Raw genomic sequence first — 18,915 nt, 5'->3', positions numbered from 1 at the left:
TCAAACGCTTTGCCGAGGAGCAACATCTGGCCGAACGCCAGGACCGCTCGAAGATCGTTGCGGCAGCCAGTGCCGTTCCGGACCAGCAGCAAGACAGGGGGGCAGGCAAGGAGAATGTGACCGTGCTGCCCATGCTTGCCGCTGTCACCGAGTTCAAGATAGCAGTCGACGACGAGGCGCGAGCGCGCGTTCTCTCCGCTCCCCTTTACCGTCAGCAGCGTGAGGCGCTGGCCAACGCGGCAAGGACGATCTGGCGCGATCCGTCAGGAGCCGTCGGCAAGATCGAGGAACTGCTTGCAAAAGGTTTTGCTGGCGATCGCATCGCTGCCGCGGTGACCAATGATCCGGCCGCTTATGAAGCGTTGCGCGGTTCGGACCGTCTCATGGACAGGATGCTGGCTTCCGGCCGGGAGCGGAAGGAGGCGGCCCAGGCTGTGCCCGAGGCAGCCGGGCGGCTGCGCTCTCTCGGGAGGGCCTATGTCAATCTGTTCGATGCGGAGCGCCAGGTCATCACCGCCGAGCGGCGGCGTATGGCGGTTGCTATTCCCGGCCTGTCGAAAGCGGCGGAAGAGGCGCTCATGGTTCTGACCGCTGAGGCAAGGAGGAATGGGCACAAGCCGACTGTTTCGGCGGTTCCTCTCGATCCGAGCATTCGCCGGGAGTTCGTCGCCGTCAGCAAGGCGCTTGACGAGCGCTTTGGCCGCAATGCCCTCATCCGGGGTGACAAGGATCTCATCAACCACGTGCCGCCGGCGCAGCGCCTGGCCTTTGCGGCGATGCAGGAGAGCTTGAAGGTCCTGCAGCAGACAGTCCGCACGGAAGGCGGTCAGCAGATCCTAGCGGGACTGCGTCAGCGAGGAGTCGACCGCAGCCACGGGATTGATCTTTGAGCCTCTGACTGGACGGCCATTGTCGCAGGGGCAAGCAGGCGTTCTGCCAGGAATGATGGGCTGGCTCATTATTGTCGGCACCGCCTCTGAGTACGAGACGTTGTTCACATACCGCTTCGACTCGCATGTGCAAATCGGCCGCCTAGGAACCTCCCACACCGCCGCGGGCATTCGCTTCAGTACAGGAGAAGGTTGAGGCTGATAGTGCGAGCGAATGGTTGGCGGCTCAAACCGGCCAGCCTGACCGATGGATTTCGGTCTGGGCATCTGAATTACAGGTGCACGCGTCCTTGCCTGAGCAGGGGCGACTTCCTCATGGGCTTCCGCTGGCCCCTCGCATCAATATTCGAAGGTCTTATCGTCCGACTTGTATGCCCGTCGAAATTCTTCTTCCCAGGGATCGAAAAATTTCTCACCCTTGGGAAGCGGCGGCTTAGCTGGCCGGTCGTCTTCTTTGTGCTGTTCGTTGGAATCATTCATGCGCTGCCTTATAGTCAGAAGACGCAAATGCGTCGACCACCTGCCGTACACGTTTTGTGGGCATCGTTAGAGTGTGTGATCGGATTCGCCAGTGATTTTCCGTAATTACTTACTAGGGCTATGACTTAAACACCAAGCGGCCATTGCTTCAAATCTTCGCGCTACTTGTTCCACCAGTTCCGAATCTGGCCCATCTTCAGAACCTTCGCGAACCTGATTTGCGGTCTTAGTGAGAACACCGGCGGCGTCCTCCCGCGAAATAAGCCCTTTATCCATCAACAAAAACAGAGTGTTTATTGCAGCCGATGAATTCGCGCCAAACATGATGCCATGTTCAGTATCCCACAGATTGCTGGTCAACTGTTTCTCCAAGTTATGTTGTCAAAGCATAAGAGCAGACAGGCGCTCGAAGGTCTAGACGCGGCGAGACCGATGGGATTTCGGATCCCTACAGGCTCCAGTGACAATCAATTTGACCCAAAGTACGACTGCTTGCCAGTTTGATGGAGCCGAGGGAACTGGCTGCGAGCTTGAAATAGAGTGTGGCGAGGCGTCGCCATTGATTGAGCGTGCCGAAGAACTCTCAATGTCCAGCGCTGCTTGTAACCGACGCCAATGCTTGCGATGGCATCCGGGCGGATGAGCGGTTCACTACCCTGATTACGGATGACGTCATACAGGCTATCGGCATCATAGGTGAGCTCCGGCGAGCACCTGTATCTCAAGCAGCCCCGAGCGAGATCGCAAGCCGGAGCCATGTTGTTCTGCTGTCCTGGCGCGAGATGGAAACGAACCGGCAGCCCGAGGCATCCACTACAGCATGAAGTTTGCTGACTGATCCCAAAGTCAGCGTTGGATCTGGTCTGCCCTCGGACTCTAAATCACCAATTTGTCAGAACAGCCTAGCCTCCGGCCACTCAGGCTCGAAGCGGTTAACCCCACTCAGCCGTACCATCTTCCCGGCATTAGAAGGAAAATTTGGTTCCGATCATTCGGATGGAACTCGTGCCATCCCGGACCGTTCTCCCAGCTGACGGGAGAATACGCATGTCGAAAACCCTGCTCTACGGCGCGACCAAGATCGACGAGACGAACGGCGCCTATTCGCCGATCGAAAGCCTGGCCGCTTTCCAGTGGAAGAACCGTGTCTTCATTCTCTTCGCCGACAAGAACAATGCCCGCGCGGCGCGGCAGGAAAACCAGCTGCTGTCCGGCCGCAGCGCGCTCGATGAGCGCGACATGGTGGTACTGAAGGTCTCGGCCGGCGCGGTGCGGGCACTTTTCGGTGCTGCCGACGGCCTCGACGGCGAAGCGATCCGCCACGATCTTGAGGGGCCGGAGGCAGGAGAATTCGCCGCCTACCTGCTCGGCAAGGATGGAACGGTCAAACTCACGGTCAGCGAACCGATCACCAATGGCGAGCTGTTCGCCATTATCGACAGCATGCCGATGCGTGCTGCCGAGACGCTGAAGTCGGACAAATAGCTCCGACGAACATCGCAACGTAGAAGGGAGACGGTCATGTCCGTGCCCAACGAACCCATTCCCGATCAGCCGCCGATGCCGGCGCCCGGTTGGAAGCCGGTGCCGCCGATCACCGAACCGGAGCCGGACCGGCTGCCGGACGAGGCGCCGGTTCCCAATCCCGATGAGAACGATGAGCCGGCCAAGCACGCCTCCGAGGTTAAAGGAAGATCTGCCGCTCGGCGCTGACGAGTTCCTGCAGGAAGTCGACGACACTGCGGACGCGCACGAGATTGCGCGCCGTTTCGTGATAGGTCGTCCAATAGGCGCGCCGGATCGAAACCTCCGGTAGAATACGCTCGAGCTCGGGATACTGCCGGGCAACATAATCGTGCAGAATGCCGATGCCGGCACCGGATCGGACCGCCTCCGTCTGGCCGATCGCCGTCGAAATCTCGAAGCTTGCATCCCAGCTTCGCATCACCTCGCCGGAGAAATTCAGCGAGGCGGTGAAGATCAGGTCTTCGACATAGCCGATGCGCGGATGCGCCTTCAGCGCCTCGACATCGCCGGGTCTGCCGTTTGAGGCGAGATAGCCTCGCGAGGCGTAGAGGCCGAGCGTGTAGTCCGTAAGCTTGGAGGAGACCAGCCGGCCTTGCTCGGGACGTTCCAGCGTGATGGCGATATCGGCCTCGCGCTGCGACAGCGAGAACGAGCGAGGCACGGGCACGAGCTGGATTTTCAGCTCCGGATGGCGCTCGATCAGTCTGCCCATGCGCGGCGCCAGAAAGGAGACGCCGAACCCGTCAGGCGCGCCGACGCGCACGGTCCCGGCGATCGCAGTATCGGTGTGGCCGAGGCTTGCCTGCGCGGCCAACATTTCCGTTTCCATCCGCTCTGCGGATGCCAGGAACACTTCGCCTTCGGCCGTCAGCTCGCAGCCATTCGTGCGGCGGATGAAAAGCCGCGTTTTCAGCGCCTCTTCGAGCGACGTCAGCCGGCGAGAGAGCGTGGCGTGGTTAAGCCCCAGCCGCTTCGAGGCGGCAAGGATCTGCCCGGTGCGGGCGACGGCGAGGAAAATACGAACGTCATCCCAGTTCATGGCTTGGCACGCATTGCGATCGGATCGACCTCGATCAGAGTCAGAGATGTCACCATGCCCGCGGTCTCCCTCTTATACTTCAGGAAATGCGGTGTCCGCAGGTGCGCCTCATATGCCTCCTGGTCGGCATAGACCTCAAGAATACGGACGCGGCCGGGGTCGCCCGTGACGGACACAGCGCTGAGGGAGAGGACACCGTCTTCGAGTGCGACGGAGGCCTCGATCTCTTCGGTGAGCAAGGCGCAATAGGCTTCAAGCGTGTCCGAATCGATCTCCAACTCGGCCATACGGACAACGGGTTTCCGCTTCATCGGTTCGACCTCCTCTTGACATTTGACTTGTCCGCCCGCGGTGCCAAATTTGTAAGCAACAGCGGCTGATGCAATGACTTGGCTATAATATGCGCACAACAGTTCCTTATATCAGCACATTGCTTTGTGCAAATTGAAGTGCGATTGTCAACCAATCCAAAAACAGGAGGAGCATCCCATGCGTGAGATCGGACATTTCATCGGCGGCAAGCAGGTCGCCGGCACGAGCGGCCGCGTCAGCAACGTCTACAATCCGGCCACCGGCGAAGTGCAGGCGACGGTGGCGCTCGCAAGCGTCGAGGAGCTGCGAGCCGCAGTCGAGAATGCCAAGGCGGCACAGCCAAAATGGGCTGCCACCAACCCGCAACGCCGCGCTCGCGTCTTCTTCAAGTTCGTCGAACTCCTGAACAAGCACATGGACGAGCTTGCCGAAATGCTCTCCAAGGAGCACGGCAAGACGATCGAGGATGCCAAGGGCGACGTCATTCGTGGCCTTGAAGTCTGCGAGTTCGTCTGCGGTATCCCGCATCTTGCCAAGGGTGAGTTCACCGAGGGCGCCGGCCCGTCGATCGACATGTATTCGATCCGCCAGCCGGTCGGCATCGGCGCCGGCATCACCCCCTTCAACTTCCCCGGCATGATCCCGATGTGGATGTTCGCGCCGGCGATCGCCTGTGGCAACGCCTTCATCCTGAAGCCTTCCGAGCGCGACCCCTCCCTGCCGATCCGCCTTGCCGAACTGATGATCGAGGCCGGACTGCCGGCCGGCATCCTCAACGTCGTCAATGGCGACAAGGGTGCTGTCGACGCGATCCTCACCGATCCTGATATCGGCGCCGTCTCCTTCGTCGGCTCGACGCCGATCGCCCGCTACGTCTACGGCACGGCGGCGATGAACGGCAAGCGTGCCCAGTGCTTCGGCGGCGCCAAAAACCACATGATCATCATGCCCGATGCCGATATGGATCAGGCCGTCAACGCGCTGATGGGCGCAGGCTACGGTTCGGCCGGCGAGCGCTGCATGGCGATCTCGGTTGCGGTTCCCGTCGGTGAAGAGACTGCCAACCGCCTCGTCGAAAAGCTGACGCCGAAGATCGAGTCGCTGCGCATCGGTCCCTATACTGATGACAAGGCCGACATGGGCCCGCTCGTCACCAAGGACGCCTATACCCGTGTTCGCAGCCTGATCGACCGGGGCGTCGAAGAAGGTGCCAAGCTCATTGTCGACGGCCGCGATTTCAAGCTCCAGGGCTATGAAGACGGCTACTTCGTCGGCGGCTGCCTGTTCGACCACGTCACGCCCGACATGGATATCTACAAGACAGAGATCTTCGGACCCGTCCTCTCCGTCGTTCGTGCCCAGAACTATGAGGAAGCGCTGTCGCTGCCGATGAAGCACGAATACGGCAACGGCGTTGCGATCTACACCCGCGACGGCGATGCCGCCCGCGATTTTGCCTCGCGCATCAACATCGGCATGATCGGCATCAACGTTCCGATCCCGGTTCCGCTCGCCTATCACTCCTTCGGCGGCTGGAAGGCCTCGAGCTTCGGCGACCTCAACCAGCACGGCACGGATTCGATCAAGTTCTGGACGAAGACCAAGACAGTCACTGCCCGCTGGCCCTCCGGCATTAAGAGCGGCGCCGAATTCGTCATGCCGACGATGAAGTGATCTACGCGACAGATCGATCTGCAATTCGGGGGCCGTTCGGCCCCCCTTTTCGATTTAAGGTTGTTGATTTCTGCGCCTCTTTGCTTTTCAGATGATGCGCCCGCCGCGTGACTCTCATCGCGAGGGCGGGCAGTCTGTTGGGGGAAGCAAAGATCATGGATAACAGAGTGTCCGCGGGCTCCGCGGCAAACGCCTTCGAGCGTGCCCGGTTCACCGGTACGGCATCGGAATATTTCGGCATCTGGATCGTCAACGTTCTTCTGACGGTCATAACGCTCGGGATCTATTCGGCCTGGGCGAAAGTGCGGCGAAACCGCTATTTCTACGGCAACACCGTTCTGCTCGGCCGCAGCTTCGAATATCACGCCACCGGCAAGCAGATCTTCATAGGTCGCGTCATCGTCTTCGCCTTCATTGTGGTGGCCAACATTTTGGCGACGACGATCCACCCGCTGTTCTCGGTCGTGACCACCATCCTGGTGCTCATCGCTCTGCCCTGGCTGATCGTCAGAGGCCTTCGCTTTAACGCCCGCGTGACCAGCTACCGCAATGTTCGGTTTGATTTCACCGGCACCGCCGGCGGCGCCTTTGTTTCCGTGTTGCTTGGCAGTTTTGTCGCTTTCCTGTCGTTAGGTCTGCTTGCGCCCTTCGCCAGCCGTTGGGTCAATCGCTATTTCTTCAACAATCTCCGCTACGGCAACCGGCCGTTCCACACCGATCCCAAAGTCCGCGCGCTTTACGGTGCGCTTCTCGTCCCCGCCTTGATGGTGGTGCTGGGCGCAGTCCTGCTTGCTGGGCTGATTGCGATCGTGCTTGTCGGGCTACACGCCTCGGAAGGCGGCTCGGTTGCAACCGACGCTGCTATGTTCACGGTGGTGTTGTCTGGGATGTATGTGGTGGTCTTCGGCCTTCTCATCATTTACGGCCTTGCCGGCCTCATCTACCGGGCAGCCGTGCACAACATCGTCTGGTCGTCGACGCGGATCGACGGCCGGCATGTCTTGCGGAGCGATCTTTCCCGTGCGCGTTATGCCTGGATCGCCATATCGAACGTGGTGGTGACGGTGCTCACCCTCGGCCTGATGCGCCCCTGGGCGGCGGTGCGGCTGGCACGTTATGTTACCGAGCACACGGCAATTCACATTGATGGCGAGATCGGCGAGGTCTTCACGCAGTTTCAGGCCAGCGGCACCGCCATCAGTTCGGAATATATCAGCATGGAAGGTATCGATTTTGGGTTCTGAACGCGAAGCCATTGCGAGAGGGGAATGGTATCCGCCGCATTCGAGCGGCGCCGTTCCGGCGCGCCTGTTGTCGCGCGGCGGCCGCCTGGTCGCCGTGACTGAAGAAGACGCAATTCTTTCTGATTGCCATGTTGGGCAAGTCTCCTTCACGCCGCGTGTCGGGTCGATCCCGCGGCGCGCGGTTTTTGCCGACGAGTCAGTGTTCGAAAGCGCCGACAACGATGCAATCGATGCCTTCCTGCGCGCCGGCGGCAGAAGCGGATGGGTGCATCGGCTGGAGGAGTTCCATCCCCGCCTCTTCGTCTTCACGATCGCCGCCGTTCTGCTTGCCGTTGGGATCTACCGCTATGCGCTGCCGGCGCTGGTCGAAGTCGCCATCTTTGTCACGCCGCCTGTAGTCTCCGAGGCGATATCGTACGGCGCTCTCAACACGCTGGATAATACGGCGATGAACCCGAGCCAGCTGACGGACCCACGGAAGGCCGAAATCGCCGACCGTTTTCGGCAGGTTGCAGCCAGTGCCGAAGGCGGCGCCGAGCGTTACGTGCTGAATTTCCGCGATGGCGGCCTGATCGGCCCCAACGCCTTCGCGCTTCCCGATGGCAATATCGTCATCACCGACCAGTTGGTGGAAATGGCGGGTGACGACGACGAGATGATATCAGGCGTTCTCGCTCATGAGATCGGCCATGTCGAATATAAGCATAGCCTCAGACAGCTCTATCACGCTGCGGGCGTTGCCGGTCTCGTGATGCTGATTGCCGGCGATGTCGGCTCCGGTGTCGAGGATATCCTGACGCAAGGCGGTGGCCTGCTCGCATTGTCCTATTCCCGCAGCGCGGAAGCCGAAGCCGACCGGCGCTCGGTCGAATTGATGCGGAAGGCCGGGATGGACCCCGTTGCGATCGCACGGTTTTTCGATCTGCTGGAAACCAAACTCGGCGATCATTCCCGCACCAGCATGTTGTCCACTCATCCAGGCACGCCCAAGCGCAAGCAGGCGATCCTGGATTATGCCGGCACCCTGAAGCAGGATTGACGTCGCGGCAAATGGCCTCATAAGCTGAATGCGAATTTCATATTTTGGAATTGTTCAAAACTATCAAACCGCCTATATACGTCTGAACAGGCACGAGTCAGGAGATCGGCATGCGGTTGACGAAGCAGACCAACTATGCGGTTCGCATGTTGATGTATTGTGCTGCCAACGAAGGGCAGCTCAGCCGGATTCCGGAGATTGCCAAGGCCTACGGGGTTTCGGAACTCTTTCTGTTCAAGATCCTCCAGCCGCTGAACAAGGCGGGCCTGGTCGAGACGGTGCGTGGCCGCAACGGCGGTGTGCGCCTGGGCAAGCCGGCGGCCGAGATCACCCTCTTCGACGTTGTCCGGGTCACAGAAGACAGTTTTGCCATGGCCGAATGCTTCGAGGATGACGGCATGGTCGAATGCCCGCTGGTCGACAGTTGTGGTCTGAACTCGGCACTGCGCAAGGCGCTCAACGCCTTCTTCGGCGTCCTCTCGGAATATTCGATCGACGATCTCGTCAAGGCGCGCCCCCAGATCAATTTCCTGCTCGGAATTACCGGTGAACACGAATACCGCAAGCCCGCGGTCGTTGCCCCCGCCGCCTGAATTCAAAGATAAAGACCAGCCCTGCGAAACCGCGGTTGCCTCGGCAATCGCGGTTTTTGTTTGCTGCGTCTCGAAGGCTCGAGAGGTGGAAGTGTCCATTCTGCGCTGCTAAGAGGGCGCAATTATCCAAAATGCGACGAAATTCTGCGCGTCTTTGTCCGAATATTTCCAAATGGGGCTGATTTTTGGCCAAAAATTTCTAAAATTGTCCAACTGGAAAAATTTTCTCCGTAGCCCGTTGCTTTCAGTAGATAAATATCGTTCCATCGATCGTCGATCGGGATGCCTAATGCGGTCTCCAGACATCAAAAAAGAACAACCGGGAAACAATATTATGAAAAAGATCTCTGTCATGCTGGCAGCGACGGCCCTGATTTCGGTCATGGCGACGTCGGCCTGGTCCAAGACCCTTGTTTATTGCTCCGAGGGTTCGCCGGAAGGCTTCGACCCGAGCCTTTATACGGCAGGCACGACCTTCGACGCGTCCTCGCGTACCGTCTATAGCCGCCTCGTCGAATTCAAGCACGGCGGCACGGAGATCGAACCCGGTCTGGCCGACAGCTGGAGCGTTTCGGCCGATGGTAAGGAATACACCTTCAAGCTTCATCCCGGTGTCAAGTTCCAGACCACCGACTTCTTTACGCCGACGCGCGATTTCAACGCCGACGACGTCGTGTTCTCCTTCGAGCGCCAGCTGAAGTCCGACAATCCCTGGAACAAGTATGTCGAGGGCGGCTCTTACGAATACGCTGCCGGCATGGGCTTTCCGGAACTGATCAAGTCGGTCGAGAAGGTCGATGACCTCACCGTCAAGTTCACGCTCAACCATCCCGAAGCGCCGTTCCTGGCCGACCTCGCCATGGACTTCGCCTCGATCGTCTCCAAGGAATATGCCGACAAGCTCGCGGCCGACGGCAAGATGGCGCAGCTGAACCAGCAGCCGCTCGGCACCGGCCCCTTCACCTTCGTCGCCTATCAGCCGGATGCCGTCATCCGCTACAAGGCGAACGAAACCTATTTCAAGGGCAAGGAAAAGATCGACGATCTGGTTTTCGCCATTACCTCTGATGCCGCCGTGCGCGCCCAGAAGCTGAAGGCCGGCGAATGCCACCTAATCCCTTATCCGAATGCAGCCGACGTTCCGGAACTGAAGAAGGACGAGAACCTGGTCGTCGAGGAGCAGGCCGGTCTCAACGTCAGCTACCTCGCCTACAACACCCAGATGGCGCCCTTCGACAAGCCGGAAGTCCGCCGCGCGCTCAACATGGCGATCAACAAGCAGGCGATCGTCGACGCCGTCTTCCAGGGTGCGGCCACCGTTGCCAAGAACCCGATCCCGCCGACAATGTGGTCCTATAACGATGCCGTTCAGGACGACAAGTACGATCCGGATGCCGCCAAGAAGGCTCTTGCCGACGCCGGCGTCAAGGATCTCAGCATGAAGGTCTGGGCGATGCCGGTATCGCGTCCCTACATGCTGAACGCCCGCCGCGCGGCCGAACTGATCCAGGCCGATTTCGCCAAGATCGGCGTCAACGTCGAGATCGTCACGCATGAATGGGCCGAGTACCTGAAGCTCTCCTCCGACGTGAAGCGCGACGGCGCCGTCATTCTCGGTTGGACCGGCGACAACGGCGACCCGGATAACTTCATGGATACGCTGCTCGGCTGCGATGCCGTCGGCGGCAACAACCGTGCACAGTGGTGCAACAAGGAATACGACGACCTGATGACGAAGGCCAAGATGACCGCCGATGTCGGCGAGCGCACCAAGGCTTATGAGCAGGCGCAGCTGATCTTCAAGAAGGAAGCCCCCTGGGCGACCCTCGACCACTCGCTCGTCTTCGTTCCGATGAGCAAGAAGGTCTCGGGCTTCAAGATGGACCCGCTCGGCATTCACCGTTTCGACGGCGTCGACGTATCCGAATAACAAGAATAATGTAAAAATGCCCGGCAGAGCTGGGCGCAGCCGGCGGTCAGGCACCCCCTGACCGCCGGAAACTATTGGACATCTGCCATGTTGCGTTTTTTCATCGGCCGCCTTGCGGTGCTGATTCCGACATTCCTCGGCGTTTCCCTGATTGCCTTCTCATTCATCCGCCTGCTGCCCGGAGACCCCGTGATGCTGCTCTCGGGTGAACGCGTGATGGCGCCGGAGCGGCATGCCCAGATCATGCACGACCTCGGTTTCGACCGTCCCATGTATGTGCAGTATTTCGACTATCTCGGAAAAGTACTGCAGGGCGATCTCGGCACCTCGATCGTCACCAAGCGGCCGGTCCTCGGCGAATTCCTGACGCTGTTTCCGGCAACACTGGAACTTTCGTTCTGCGCCATCATTCTCGCCGTCTGTCTTGGCGTGCCCGCCGGCGTCTTTGCAGCCGTCAAGCGAGGCACGTGGTTCGATCAGAGCGTGATGGGTGTCGCCCTCGTCGGTTATTCCATGCCGATCTTTTGGTGGGGCCTGCTGCTCATCATCTTCTTTTCCGGCTATCTCGGCTGGACGCCGGTGTCCGGCCGCATTTCGCTGATGTATTTCTTCAAGCCGGTGACCGGCTTCATGCTGATCGACAGTCTACTTTCAGGCCAGAAGGGCGCCTTCGCCTCCGCCGTCAGCTATCTCATTCTGCCGACCATCGTGCTGGCGACCATCCCGCTTGCCGTCATCGCCCGTCAGACGCGCTCCGCCATGCTCGAGGTTCTCGGCGAAGACTATGTCCGCACGGCGCGTTCGAAAGGTTTGAAGCCGCTGCGCGTCGTCGGCGTCCATGCGCTGCGCAATGCGATGATCCCCGTCATCACCACGATCGGCCTTCAGATCGGTGTTCTCCTTGCCGGGGCCATCCTCACCGAGACCATCTTTTCCTGGCCGGGCATCGGCAAATGGATGGTCGATTCGGTGTTCAAGCGCGATTACGCCGTGGTCCAGGGGGGGCTGCTCCTGATCGCCGGTGTCATCATGCTGGTCAATCTGATTGTTGATGTTCTCTACGGCTTCATCAATCCGCGTATTCGTCACTAGGAGCGGTCCATGAGCACGGTCACCGTCAAAACCGGCCAGCCATCCGCCCTTGCGGAATTCTGGCATTATTTCTCCCGCAACAAAGGCGCCGTTATCGGCCTCGTTGTTTTCGTCATCATTCTCGTCGTTGCGATTTTTGCACCGGTTTTTGCGCCGCATGCGCCGAACGAGCAGAACCGCGAGGTGCTGCTCGCCGTGCCGGCCTGGATGGAGGCGGGGAGCGCTTCCTATCCGCTCGGAACCGATGCCGTCGGCCGCGATATCCTCTCGCGCCTGATCTACGGAGCGCGGTTTTCGCTCTTCATCGGCGTCGTCGTCGTTACGCTTTCGGTCATATGCGGCGTGCTGATCGGCCTCGTTGCCGGGTATTTCCGCGGCAAGATCGATACGGCGATCATGCGCCTGATGGATATCATCCTGGCTTTCCCGTCGCTGCTGCTCGCGCTCGTGCTGGTCGCGGTGCTGGGGCCTGGTCTTACCAATGCGATGATTGCCATTTCGCTGGTCAACCAGCCGCATTTCGTGCGGCTGACGCGCGCCTCCGTTATAACTGAGCGTGAGAAGGAATATGTGATCGCTTCGCGTGTCGCCGGCGCCGGCACCCTCCGGCTGATGTTCAAGACCATCCTGCCGAACTGTCTTGGGCCGCTGATCGTTCAGGCCACACTTGCCTTCTCCGCAGCGATTCTCGATGCCGCCGCCCTCGGCTTTCTCGGCATGGGAGCGCAGCCGCCGACACCCGAATGGGGCACCATGCTCGCCGAATCCCGGGAGTTCATCTCGCGTGCCTGGTGGGTCGTGACTTTCCCGGGTCTTGCCATCCTCATCACCGTTCTCGCCATCAACCTGATGGGCGACGGCCTGCGCGATGCGCTTGACCCCAAGCTGAAGAGGTCGTGATGCCGCTCCTCGAAATCGAAAATCTGACCGTCGAATTCCAGACGTCATCCGGTCTTTTCCGTGCCGTCGACGGCGTATCGCTTACCTGCGACAAAGGCGAAATCCTCTCTGTCGTCGGCGAATCCGGCTCGGGCAAATCCGTTTCCATGCTGGCCCTGATGGGGCTTCTGCCCTGGACGGCCAGGATCACTGCCGACCGAATGCAGTTCGACGGCCAGGATCTGCGCGGCATCTCCGCCCGCCAGCGCCGCCGGATCGTCGGCAAGGAGATGGCGATGATCTTCCAGGAGCCGATGTCGAGCCTCAATCCATGCTTCACGGTCGGCTTTCAGCTCGGTGAAACACTGCGGGTCCATATGGGCCTCAACCGGAGGGAACGCCGCGAACGCTCGATAGAACTTCTCAACCTCGTCGGTATTCCGGCGCCGGAAGACCGCCTGTCGAACTTTCCGCATCAGATGTCCGGCGGCATGAGCCAGCGCGTCATGATTGCCATGGCGCTCGCATGCAATCCGAAGCTGCTGATCGCCGACGAGCCGACGACCGCGCTGGACGTGACGATCCAGGCGCAGATCCTCGATCTGCTCGTGCGCCTGCAGAAGGAGCATGGCATGGCGCTGGTGCTGATCACCCACGATATGGGCGTCGTCGCCGAAACCGCCGAGCGCGTGCAGGTGCAATATGCGGGCCAGAAGGTCGAGGAGCAGCCGGTGAGGGCGCTGTTCCGCGACCCGCACCACCCTTATACGGCGGCCCTGCTTGCCGCCCTGCCGGAACGCGCCCAAGTCGGACAGCGTCTTCCCTCGATCGCCGGCGTCGTTCCCGGCCAGCACGGCCGCCCGAGAGGCTGTCTCTTCGCGCCGCGCTGCGGTTATGCCACGGTCGAGTGCGAGCGCGGCGTCGTCCGCCAGGGCCCGGAGCTCGGGCGGGCGCTGTGCAACTATCCATTGAAGGACGGCAAGCCGCTCGGGCATCCCGGTGTCATGCGCGTTGAAACTGCAGGAGACCTGGTATGACGGGCGCTGTTCTCGAGGGCAGGGATCTCGCCCGCTTCTACACTGTCAACCGCGGTCTCTTCAAAGCCGACGCCACCGTCAAGGCCCTGAACGGCGTCAGCTTCAGCCTTCATTCAGGCAAGACGCTCGCCGTCGTCGGCGAATCCGGCTGCGGCAAGTCGACGCTCGCCCGCCTCGTCACGATGATCGAGGATCCGACGGCCGGCGAATTGCTGATCGACGGCAAGCCCGCCCGTGTGGGCGACCGCAGCCTGCGCAGTCAGGTGCAGATCGTTTTCCAGAATCCCTATGGCTCGCTTAACCCGCGTCAGAAGGTCGGTGCCATTCTGGAAGAGCCGCTGAAGATCAATACCGATCTCGATGCTAGCGCCCGCCGCCGCAAGGTGGAGGAGATGATGGCGCGCGTCGGTCTGCGCCCGGAGCATCACGGCCGCTATCCCCATATGTTCTCCGGCGGCCAGCGTCAGCGCATCGCCATTGCCCGCGCCCTGATGCTGCGGCCAAAGGTGCTGGTGCTCGACGAACCGGTCTCGGCCCTTGATCTGTCGATCCAGGCGCAGGTTCTGAACTTGCTTATGGACCTGCAGAAGGAAATGGGTCTTGCCTATCTCTTCATCTCGCACGGCCTCTCGGTCGTCCACCACATCGCCGACGAGGTGATGGTGATGTATCTCGGCCGCCCGATCGAGACCGGCCCTGCCGCCCAAGTCTTCGCCCGGCCGCGCCATCCCTATACGGCCGCCTTGTTGTCGGCGACCCCGATCGCCGATCCCGAGCGCGAGAAGAACCGCATCCGCCTGCAGGGCGAACTACCGTCGCCGCTGAAGCCGCCGTCCGGCTGCCACTTCAATCCGCGCTGCTGGAAAGCGCAGGATTATTGTCGCCAGGTTTCTCCCGAATTAAGTGGAGAAGGCGCACAAAAACATGCATGTCATTTCCCGCTCGACTGAGCGGGAAGCCGGTGCAGTTTTGGGAAAAAGGGTGAAGCGATTTTCCCAGGAATAGCGCGGAGCGCTTTTGCGGGGAATTGCGCAGACAAAGATTGGATGCTCGGAGGAAGCATGTCGGATCAACGGATGAACAGCGCCCATGCGATCGTCGTCATGGGGGTCAGCGGTTGCGGCAAGTCCTCGGTCGGCGAAAAACTCGCCGGCGCCTTGCGCCTTGCCTTTGTCGAAGGTGATGCGCTTCATCCGGCTTCCAATGTGGAGAAGATGTCGAAAGGCATTCCGCTAACCGATGAGGACCGGATGCCCTGGCTCGACCTGATCGGCCAACGGATGAAGGCCTCGCTGGAAAAAGGTGAGGGCATTATCGTCTCCTGCTCGGCGCTGAAACGCATCTATCGCGACAGGCTGAGGGTGGCTGCCGGCGGTAATCTGTTCTTCGTTTATCTCGAGGGATCCAAGGCGCTGCTGACCAGGCGCATGGGCGAGCGCAAGGGGCATTTCATGCCAGTCTCACTGCTCGAAAGTCAGCTGGCGACGCTCGAGGTGCCGACAGGCGAACCCGGCGTCGTCACCGTCGATATCGACGATACGATCGACGGCATCGCGGCAACGGCCCTTAACGGCCTCTCCACCCTCGGTGTCATGGCTTGAAGCGCTGCGGCGAGTAAGCCGAGATATCAATGAACGGCGTCTCGCCGGTGATGAGTTCGGCAAGCACGCGACCGGTCACCGGCCCGAGCGTCAGCCCATGATGAGCGTGGCCGAAGGCGAACCATAGGCCCCGATGGCGCGGCGCCTTGCCGATGACGGGCATCATGTCGGGTGTGCAGGGGCGCGCGCCCATCCACGGTTCGGGATCGAGCCTGCCTCCGAGTGGGAAGATCGTACGCGCCACGGCTTCGGCCCGGTCGAGCTGCACCGGCGTCTTCGGTGCGTCAAGCGTTGCGAACTCCGCCCCTGTCGTCAAGCGGATGCCGCGGTTCATCGGCGCCAGCAGATAACCGCATTCGGCATCGAGGATCCAGTTGTTGAGCACGGCATTGCCCTTGGCGGCATAATGCATGTGATAGCCGCGCTTGACGGCGAGGGGAAAGGAATAGCCGAGCCGGCGCGTCGCGACGGCTGCCCAGGGGCCGAGCGCGAGGACCGCATCCTCCGCGTCCAGCGAACCCTCCCTAGTCATAATCTTCCAGCCGGCGCCGAACTGGCCGAGTGAAGCGGCGTCGCCGGTGACGAACCGGCCGCCGAGGCTTTCGAAATAGCGGCGATAGGCCGATGTCAGCGCATGCGGATCGAGCACCGACCAGGGGTCGCGCCAGCGGATGCCGCCGGCGAAACGGACCGTCATATCCGGTTCGATGCGGGCAATATCGGTCGACGTCAGACTGTCATAGTCCACACCGAACTCGTTCTGCCAAAGGGCGGCCTCCGCAAGAGCCTCGTCGCGCCCGGCCTCCGTCCGGAATATTTTCATCCAGCCGTCCTTGCGGATCAGCGCCTGCGCCTGCGAGGCCTCGATCAGGTCCTTGTGTTCGGCAATCGAGTTCTCGATCAGCGGCGCATAGGCCCGGGTGACGACCGCGTGGCGCCTGGCATTCGAATTCCACCAGTAACGGGCAAGAAATACGAGCTGGCCCGGCAGCGTGCGAAGGTGATAATGCGCATCGATTTGGTTGTTGAGCGCATAACGCAGCAACAGGCCGAACTGCTGGGGGAAGCCGTAAGGCGCAACCCCTTCGCGCTGGATCAGGCCGGCATTGCCGAAGGAAGTTTCGCTGCCTGGATCCTTGCGGTCGATCAGCGTCACCTGCCGGCCGCGCCGCTGAAGATGGATGGCCGCCGACACCCCGACGATGCCTGCGCCGAGCACGATTGTATTCTTCGTCATATCAGCTGCATTCCGCTAGGTAATCAAGTGAAAATGCCCCTGCGGACAGCGCCGTGCAAACAAAAAAATCGCATTCATTTCAAAATCATTGCCCTTTTCAGTGCGGCATTTTCGGCCTTTACGCGCACATGCAGGATTGCAGCGTTTAAAAACGAAAAGACAATCGCGTAGACCGTCAGGCCGAAGGCGAGAGGAAGGGCGGCGATCTCGCCGACGACGATTGCATAGTTGGGATGCCGCAGGAAACGATAGGGCCCCGATTTCACGAGCGGCGAGCCGGGCAGGACGACGATACGTGTCGTCCAGCGGTCCTTTAGCGTCGCGAGCACCCAGAGCCGCAACGCCTGCAGCCCGATGAACACCACAAGCCAGAAGGGCTGAATCGGGCGGCCCGGTGCCAGCAGCCAGAGGCCCATGATCCAGGCGGCATGCAGCGCCACCATGATGCGATAGTGCTCTGGGGCGACTTCCCGGCCGCCTCTGGCGAGAAGGGCGGCGGTGTTGCGCCGGGCAAACACGAGCTCGCCCAACCGCTGCAGCGTCACAAATGTCAGAAGCGCGATCGACGGCCACATCATGCCGCCCCCCGCAGCGTCACGCAGCTTGCGGAAAAGCCTGGCCCCATGGCGATCATCGCGGAGCGCTTCGGCAGCCCGGCGCCGATTGCCCTCTCCAGCACGAACAGCACGGTCGGCGAAGACATGTTGCCGTATTCGGCAAGCACGGCGCGTTCGTGATCGAGCGTGCCGGGCGTGAGTGAAAGCGCGCTCTCCATCGCGGCCAGCACCTTCGTGCCGCCGGGATGGCAGATGAAGCGGTCGACGTCTGCCAGTCTCAGTCCGTTTCGCGCCAGAATGGCAGTCACCGCCGGGGCGAGCTCCCGTTCGGCAAAGGGCGGCAGAGATTGCGCCAGCACGATGCCGAAGCCGCTGTCGTCGATCTTCCAGCCCATGATGTCGAGCGTATCGGGGAAGAGGTGCTCGCCTGTCGATTCCACCTCGGCCAGCCCGCTTGCGCCGGCGCGGAGCACGCAGGCGGCCGCACCGTCGCCGAAGAGCGCCGTCGCGATGATGTTCGGCCGCGTCAGCTCGTCCAGTCGGAAGGCCAGCGTGCAAAGCTCGATCGAAACGAAAAGCACCACGGCACCCGGGCGGCTCTGTGCCAGCCGTGCGGCGATCGCAAAGCCGGAGACGCCAGCGGCACAGCCGAGCCCGAAAACCGGAACACGCTCGATATCGGCCCTGAAGCCCATCCTGCGGCTAAGCTGCGCATCGAGGCTCGGCGTCGTAAAGCCGGTGGAAGAAACGGTGACGATACAGTCGACATCGCCGGCGCTGAGATCCGCCCGACCAAGCGCCGAGGTGGCCGCCTCGACGAACAGGGCGCCCGCCACCTCTGCGTAGGCCTGCATGCGGTCCTGCCAGCCATGCCTATCGTCGAACCAGGCAAGCGGCCGCGCCGCATGGCGCTTTTGAATGCCGGCGCTGTCGAAGACGCGGGCAAGATGATGAAAATCCTCGAAACGGTCGGCAAACAGCCGAGCCGAGGCTTCGGCCGCCTGGTCTTGGAATATGACATGTTCGGGTGTGGCGATGGCGAGGCTGACGAGTTTGACGGTATCGGTCACGGAATTCTCCTTGGCGTTCCCGGCGCACCCTGAGAACACCCGGTCCCGATGATCTATTCGGCCTCGGGGCTTCACGAAGCAGTGATGGAGAAAATGGAGAGACCGGCGAATAAAGGCTGGGGCAGCGGTGTTCTCTCCCCGCAACGTCACTTTCGAGGAGTTTTCCAATGACGATCACGACAGTCCGCATCGCCTCCACCCTTCTCAGCGGCTGCCTCGCCGTATCTCTCTTCTCCGGCCACGCTCTTGCCGTCGGCGACAATGACAGCACGATGCCGACCTGCAAGAAGGGCGAGATCTACGACCAGAAGACCAAGAAATGCGTCAAGCAGCAGAGTGCCAATGTGTCGGACGAGAACCGTACCGACTATGCCTATTCGCTGGCCAAGGCCGGCCGCTATGAAGAGGCGCTTGCCATGCTCGACACGGTCAAGGACCAGGACAATGCGGAGGTGCTGAACTATCGCGGTTATGCCACCCGCAAGCTCGGACGCACCGACGAAGGCATCTCCTATTACTTGAAGTCGGTGAAGCTCGATCCGCAATATGCGAAGGTCCGCGAATATCTCGGCGAAGCCTATGTCATCAAGGGCCGGCTCGACCTCGCCAGAGAGCAGTTGAACTCGATCAAGGTGATCTGCGGCACGGCTTGCGAGGAATATCAGGATCTGAACGCGGTGATCCTCGACCCGTCGAAGATCTGAGCGGTAGCCA

At 60.9% G+C, this 18,915-nt stretch carries 21 protein-coding genes; 14 read left to right on the top strand and 7 right to left on the bottom strand.

Features of this window, described 5'->3' with window-relative positions; all coding sequences use genetic code 11:
- A partial coding sequence (locus GA0061105_RS30430; protein ID WP_167358601.1) for a BID domain-containing protein occupies positions 1-890 on the top strand: 890 nt, incomplete at its 5' end.
- Between the two features lie 339 nt (positions 891-1,229).
- Here GA0061105_RS30430 and GA0061105_RS33025 read toward each other — a convergent pair.
- Positions 1,230-1,370: a hypothetical protein gene (locus GA0061105_RS33025; RefSeq protein WP_167358600.1), complete on the bottom strand. Its 141-nt coding sequence runs from the start codon at positions 1,368-1,370 to the stop codon at positions 1,230-1,232.
- A 105-nt stretch (positions 1,371-1,475) separates the two neighbouring features.
- Positions 1,476-1,730, bottom strand: a complete 255-nt coding sequence (locus tag GA0061105_RS32645) for a hypothetical protein (RefSeq protein ID WP_141130255.1) — start codon at positions 1,728-1,730, stop codon at positions 1,476-1,478.
- Positions 1,731-2,417: 687 nt separating this feature from the next.
- Here GA0061105_RS32645 and GA0061105_RS30425 point away from each other — a divergent pair.
- Both GA0061105_RS30425 and GA0061105_RS30420 read left to right on the top strand, forming a co-directional pair.
- Complete coding sequence (locus GA0061105_RS30425) at positions 2,418-2,855, top strand: DUF4174 domain-containing protein (protein WP_092754936.1); 438 nt, start codon at positions 2,418-2,420, stop codon at positions 2,853-2,855.
- Between the two features lie 36 nt (positions 2,856-2,891).
- On the top strand, positions 2,892-3,083 hold the full coding sequence (locus GA0061105_RS30420; protein ID WP_092754933.1) for a hypothetical protein: 192 nt from the start codon (positions 2,892-2,894) through the stop codon (positions 3,081-3,083).
- Here the strand turns inward: GA0061105_RS30420 and GA0061105_RS30415 are convergent.
- Both GA0061105_RS30415 and GA0061105_RS30410 read right to left on the bottom strand, forming a co-directional pair.
- On the bottom strand, positions 3,055-3,936 hold the full coding sequence (locus GA0061105_RS30415) for a LysR family transcriptional regulator (RefSeq protein WP_092754930.1): 882 nt from the start codon (positions 3,934-3,936) through the stop codon (positions 3,055-3,057). The genes GA0061105_RS30420 and GA0061105_RS30415 overlap by 29 nt on opposite strands.
- A complete protein-coding gene (locus GA0061105_RS30410) occupies positions 3,933-4,247 on the bottom strand; it encodes a putative quinol monooxygenase (RefSeq protein WP_092754927.1) in 315 nt (104 codons plus the stop codon). The genes GA0061105_RS30415 and GA0061105_RS30410 overlap by 4 nt, the downstream gene beginning before the upstream one ends.
- A 178-nt stretch (positions 4,248-4,425) precedes the next feature.
- Between GA0061105_RS30410 and GA0061105_RS30405 the strand changes: the two genes are divergently transcribed.
- From GA0061105_RS30405 to GA0061105_RS30360, 10 genes are all read left to right on the top strand, one after another.
- A complete protein-coding gene (locus GA0061105_RS30405; protein WP_092754924.1) occupies positions 4,426-5,922 on the top strand; it encodes a CoA-acylating methylmalonate-semialdehyde dehydrogenase in 1,497 nt (498 codons plus the stop codon).
- A 155-nt stretch (positions 5,923-6,077) separates the two neighbouring features.
- The gene (locus GA0061105_RS30400; RefSeq protein WP_092754921.1) at positions 6,078-7,166 is read left to right on the top strand and encodes a YjgN family protein; all 1,089 of its coding nucleotides are present in this window, start codon (positions 6,078-6,080) and stop codon (positions 7,164-7,166) included.
- A complete protein-coding gene (locus GA0061105_RS30395) occupies positions 7,156-8,205 on the top strand; it encodes a M48 family metallopeptidase (RefSeq protein ID WP_092754918.1) in 1,050 nt (349 codons plus the stop codon). Before GA0061105_RS30400 ends, GA0061105_RS30395 begins: the two co-directional genes overlap by 11 nt.
- A gap of 110 nt (positions 8,206-8,315) precedes the next feature.
- Positions 8,316-8,798: an iron-responsive transcriptional regulator RirA gene (rirA, locus tag GA0061105_RS30390; protein WP_064693888.1), complete on the top strand. Its 483-nt coding sequence runs from the start codon at positions 8,316-8,318 to the stop codon at positions 8,796-8,798.
- A gap of 334 nt (positions 8,799-9,132) precedes the next feature.
- The gene (locus tag GA0061105_RS30385; RefSeq protein ID WP_064693889.1) at positions 9,133-10,728 is read left to right on the top strand and encodes an ABC transporter substrate-binding protein; all 1,596 of its coding nucleotides are present in this window, start codon (positions 9,133-9,135) and stop codon (positions 10,726-10,728) included.
- A gap of 87 nt (positions 10,729-10,815) precedes the next feature.
- A complete protein-coding gene (locus GA0061105_RS30380) occupies positions 10,816-11,820 on the top strand; it encodes an ABC transporter permease subunit (RefSeq protein ID WP_064693890.1) in 1,005 nt (334 codons plus the stop codon).
- Between the two features lie 9 nt (positions 11,821-11,829).
- Positions 11,830-12,720 carry an ABC transporter permease subunit gene (locus GA0061105_RS30375; RefSeq protein WP_092754915.1) on the top strand — a complete coding sequence of 297 codons (891 nt, stop codon included), beginning with the start codon at positions 11,830-11,832 and terminating at the stop codon, positions 12,718-12,720.
- Positions 12,720-13,736 (top strand): ABC transporter ATP-binding protein, encoded by a 1,017-nt coding sequence (locus GA0061105_RS30370; RefSeq protein ID WP_092754912.1) that lies wholly within the window; start codon positions 12,720-12,722, stop codon positions 13,734-13,736. Before GA0061105_RS30375 ends, GA0061105_RS30370 begins: the two co-directional genes overlap by 1 nt.
- Positions 13,733-14,686, top strand: a complete 954-nt coding sequence (locus tag GA0061105_RS30365; RefSeq protein WP_092754909.1) for a peptide ABC transporter ATP-binding protein — start codon at positions 13,733-13,735, stop codon at positions 14,684-14,686. Before GA0061105_RS30370 ends, GA0061105_RS30365 begins: the two co-directional genes overlap by 4 nt.
- Positions 14,687-14,797: 111 nt before the next feature.
- Positions 14,798-15,337, top strand: a complete 540-nt coding sequence (locus GA0061105_RS30360) for a gluconokinase (RefSeq protein ID WP_092754906.1) — start codon at positions 14,798-14,800, stop codon at positions 15,335-15,337.
- Here GA0061105_RS30360 and GA0061105_RS30355 read toward each other — a convergent pair.
- From GA0061105_RS30355 to GA0061105_RS30345, 3 genes are all read right to left on the bottom strand, one after another.
- On the bottom strand, positions 15,327-16,574 hold the full coding sequence (locus tag GA0061105_RS30355; protein WP_092754903.1) for an NAD(P)/FAD-dependent oxidoreductase: 1,248 nt from the start codon (positions 16,572-16,574) through the stop codon (positions 15,327-15,329). The two genes, GA0061105_RS30360 and GA0061105_RS30355, sit on opposite strands and share 11 nt — an antisense overlap.
- Before the next feature lie 74 nt (positions 16,575-16,648).
- Entirely contained in the window at positions 16,649-17,152 is a 504-nt protein-coding gene (locus GA0061105_RS30350) for an isoprenylcysteine carboxyl methyltransferase family protein (protein ID WP_092754900.1), read from the bottom strand.
- Complete coding sequence (locus GA0061105_RS30345) at positions 17,149-18,201, bottom strand: type III polyketide synthase (RefSeq protein ID WP_092754898.1); 1,053 nt, start codon at positions 18,199-18,201, stop codon at positions 17,149-17,151. Before GA0061105_RS30345 ends, GA0061105_RS30350 begins: the two co-directional genes overlap by 4 nt.
- Positions 18,202-18,368: 167 nt before the next feature.
- On the opposite strand from GA0061105_RS30345, the gene GA0061105_RS30340 reads away from it, so the two are divergent.
- Positions 18,369-18,905 carry a tetratricopeptide repeat protein gene (locus GA0061105_RS30340; protein ID WP_092754895.1) on the top strand — a complete coding sequence of 179 codons (537 nt, stop codon included), beginning with the start codon at positions 18,369-18,371 and terminating at the stop codon, positions 18,903-18,905.
- Positions 18,906-18,915 lie beyond the last annotated feature (10 nt).

Source organism: Rhizobium aethiopicum (assembly GCF_900094625.1).
GTDB lineage: Bacteria > Pseudomonadota > Alphaproteobacteria > Rhizobiales > Rhizobiaceae > Rhizobium > Rhizobium aethiopicum.
The sequence above is the reverse complement of the archived record's forward strand: the minus strand, read 5'-3'. Positions and strand labels throughout refer to the sequence as shown.

Excerpts from the sequence above, each read along its gene's own strand:
- GA0061105_RS33025 (WP_167358600.1), bottom strand. The coding sequence starts at position 1,370 with ATGAATGATTCCAACGAACAGCACAAAGAAGACGACCGGCCAGCTAAG.
- GA0061105_RS30425 (WP_092754936.1), top strand. The coding sequence starts at position 2,418 with ATGTCGAAAACCCTGCTCTACGGCGCGACCAAGATCGACGAGACGAAC.
- GA0061105_RS30420 (WP_092754933.1), top strand. The coding sequence starts at position 2,892 with ATGTCCGTGCCCAACGAACCCATTCCCGATCAGCCGCCGATGCCGGCG.
- GA0061105_RS30415 (WP_092754930.1), bottom strand. The coding sequence starts at position 3,936 with ATGAACTGGGATGACGTTCGTATTTTCCTCGCCGTCGCCCGCACCGGG.
- GA0061105_RS30410 (WP_092754927.1), bottom strand. The coding sequence starts at position 4,247 with ATGAAGCGGAAACCCGTTGTCCGTATGGCCGAGTTGGAGATCGATTCG.
- GA0061105_RS30405 (WP_092754924.1), top strand. The coding sequence starts at position 4,426 with ATGCGTGAGATCGGACATTTCATCGGCGGCAAGCAGGTCGCCGGCACG.
- GA0061105_RS30400 (WP_092754921.1), top strand. The coding sequence starts at position 6,078 with ATGGATAACAGAGTGTCCGCGGGCTCCGCGGCAAACGCCTTCGAGCGT.
- rirA (WP_064693888.1), top strand. The coding sequence starts at position 8,316 with ATGCGGTTGACGAAGCAGACCAACTATGCGGTTCGCATGTTGATGTAT.
- GA0061105_RS30385 (WP_064693889.1), top strand. The coding sequence starts at position 9,133 with ATGAAAAAGATCTCTGTCATGCTGGCAGCGACGGCCCTGATTTCGGTC.
- GA0061105_RS30380 (WP_064693890.1), top strand. The coding sequence starts at position 10,816 with ATGTTGCGTTTTTTCATCGGCCGCCTTGCGGTGCTGATTCCGACATTC.
- GA0061105_RS30375 (WP_092754915.1), top strand. The coding sequence starts at position 11,830 with ATGAGCACGGTCACCGTCAAAACCGGCCAGCCATCCGCCCTTGCGGAA.
- GA0061105_RS30370 (WP_092754912.1), top strand. The coding sequence starts at position 12,720 with ATGCCGCTCCTCGAAATCGAAAATCTGACCGTCGAATTCCAGACGTCA.
- GA0061105_RS30365 (WP_092754909.1), top strand. The coding sequence starts at position 13,733 with ATGACGGGCGCTGTTCTCGAGGGCAGGGATCTCGCCCGCTTCTACACT.
- GA0061105_RS30360 (WP_092754906.1), top strand. The coding sequence starts at position 14,798 with ATGTCGGATCAACGGATGAACAGCGCCCATGCGATCGTCGTCATGGGG.
- GA0061105_RS30355 (WP_092754903.1), bottom strand. The coding sequence starts at position 16,574 with ATGACGAAGAATACAATCGTGCTCGGCGCAGGCATCGTCGGGGTGTCG.
- GA0061105_RS30350 (WP_092754900.1), bottom strand. The coding sequence starts at position 17,152 with ATGATGTGGCCGTCGATCGCGCTTCTGACATTTGTGACGCTGCAGCGG.
- GA0061105_RS30340 (WP_092754895.1), top strand. The coding sequence starts at position 18,369 with ATGACGATCACGACAGTCCGCATCGCCTCCACCCTTCTCAGCGGCTGC.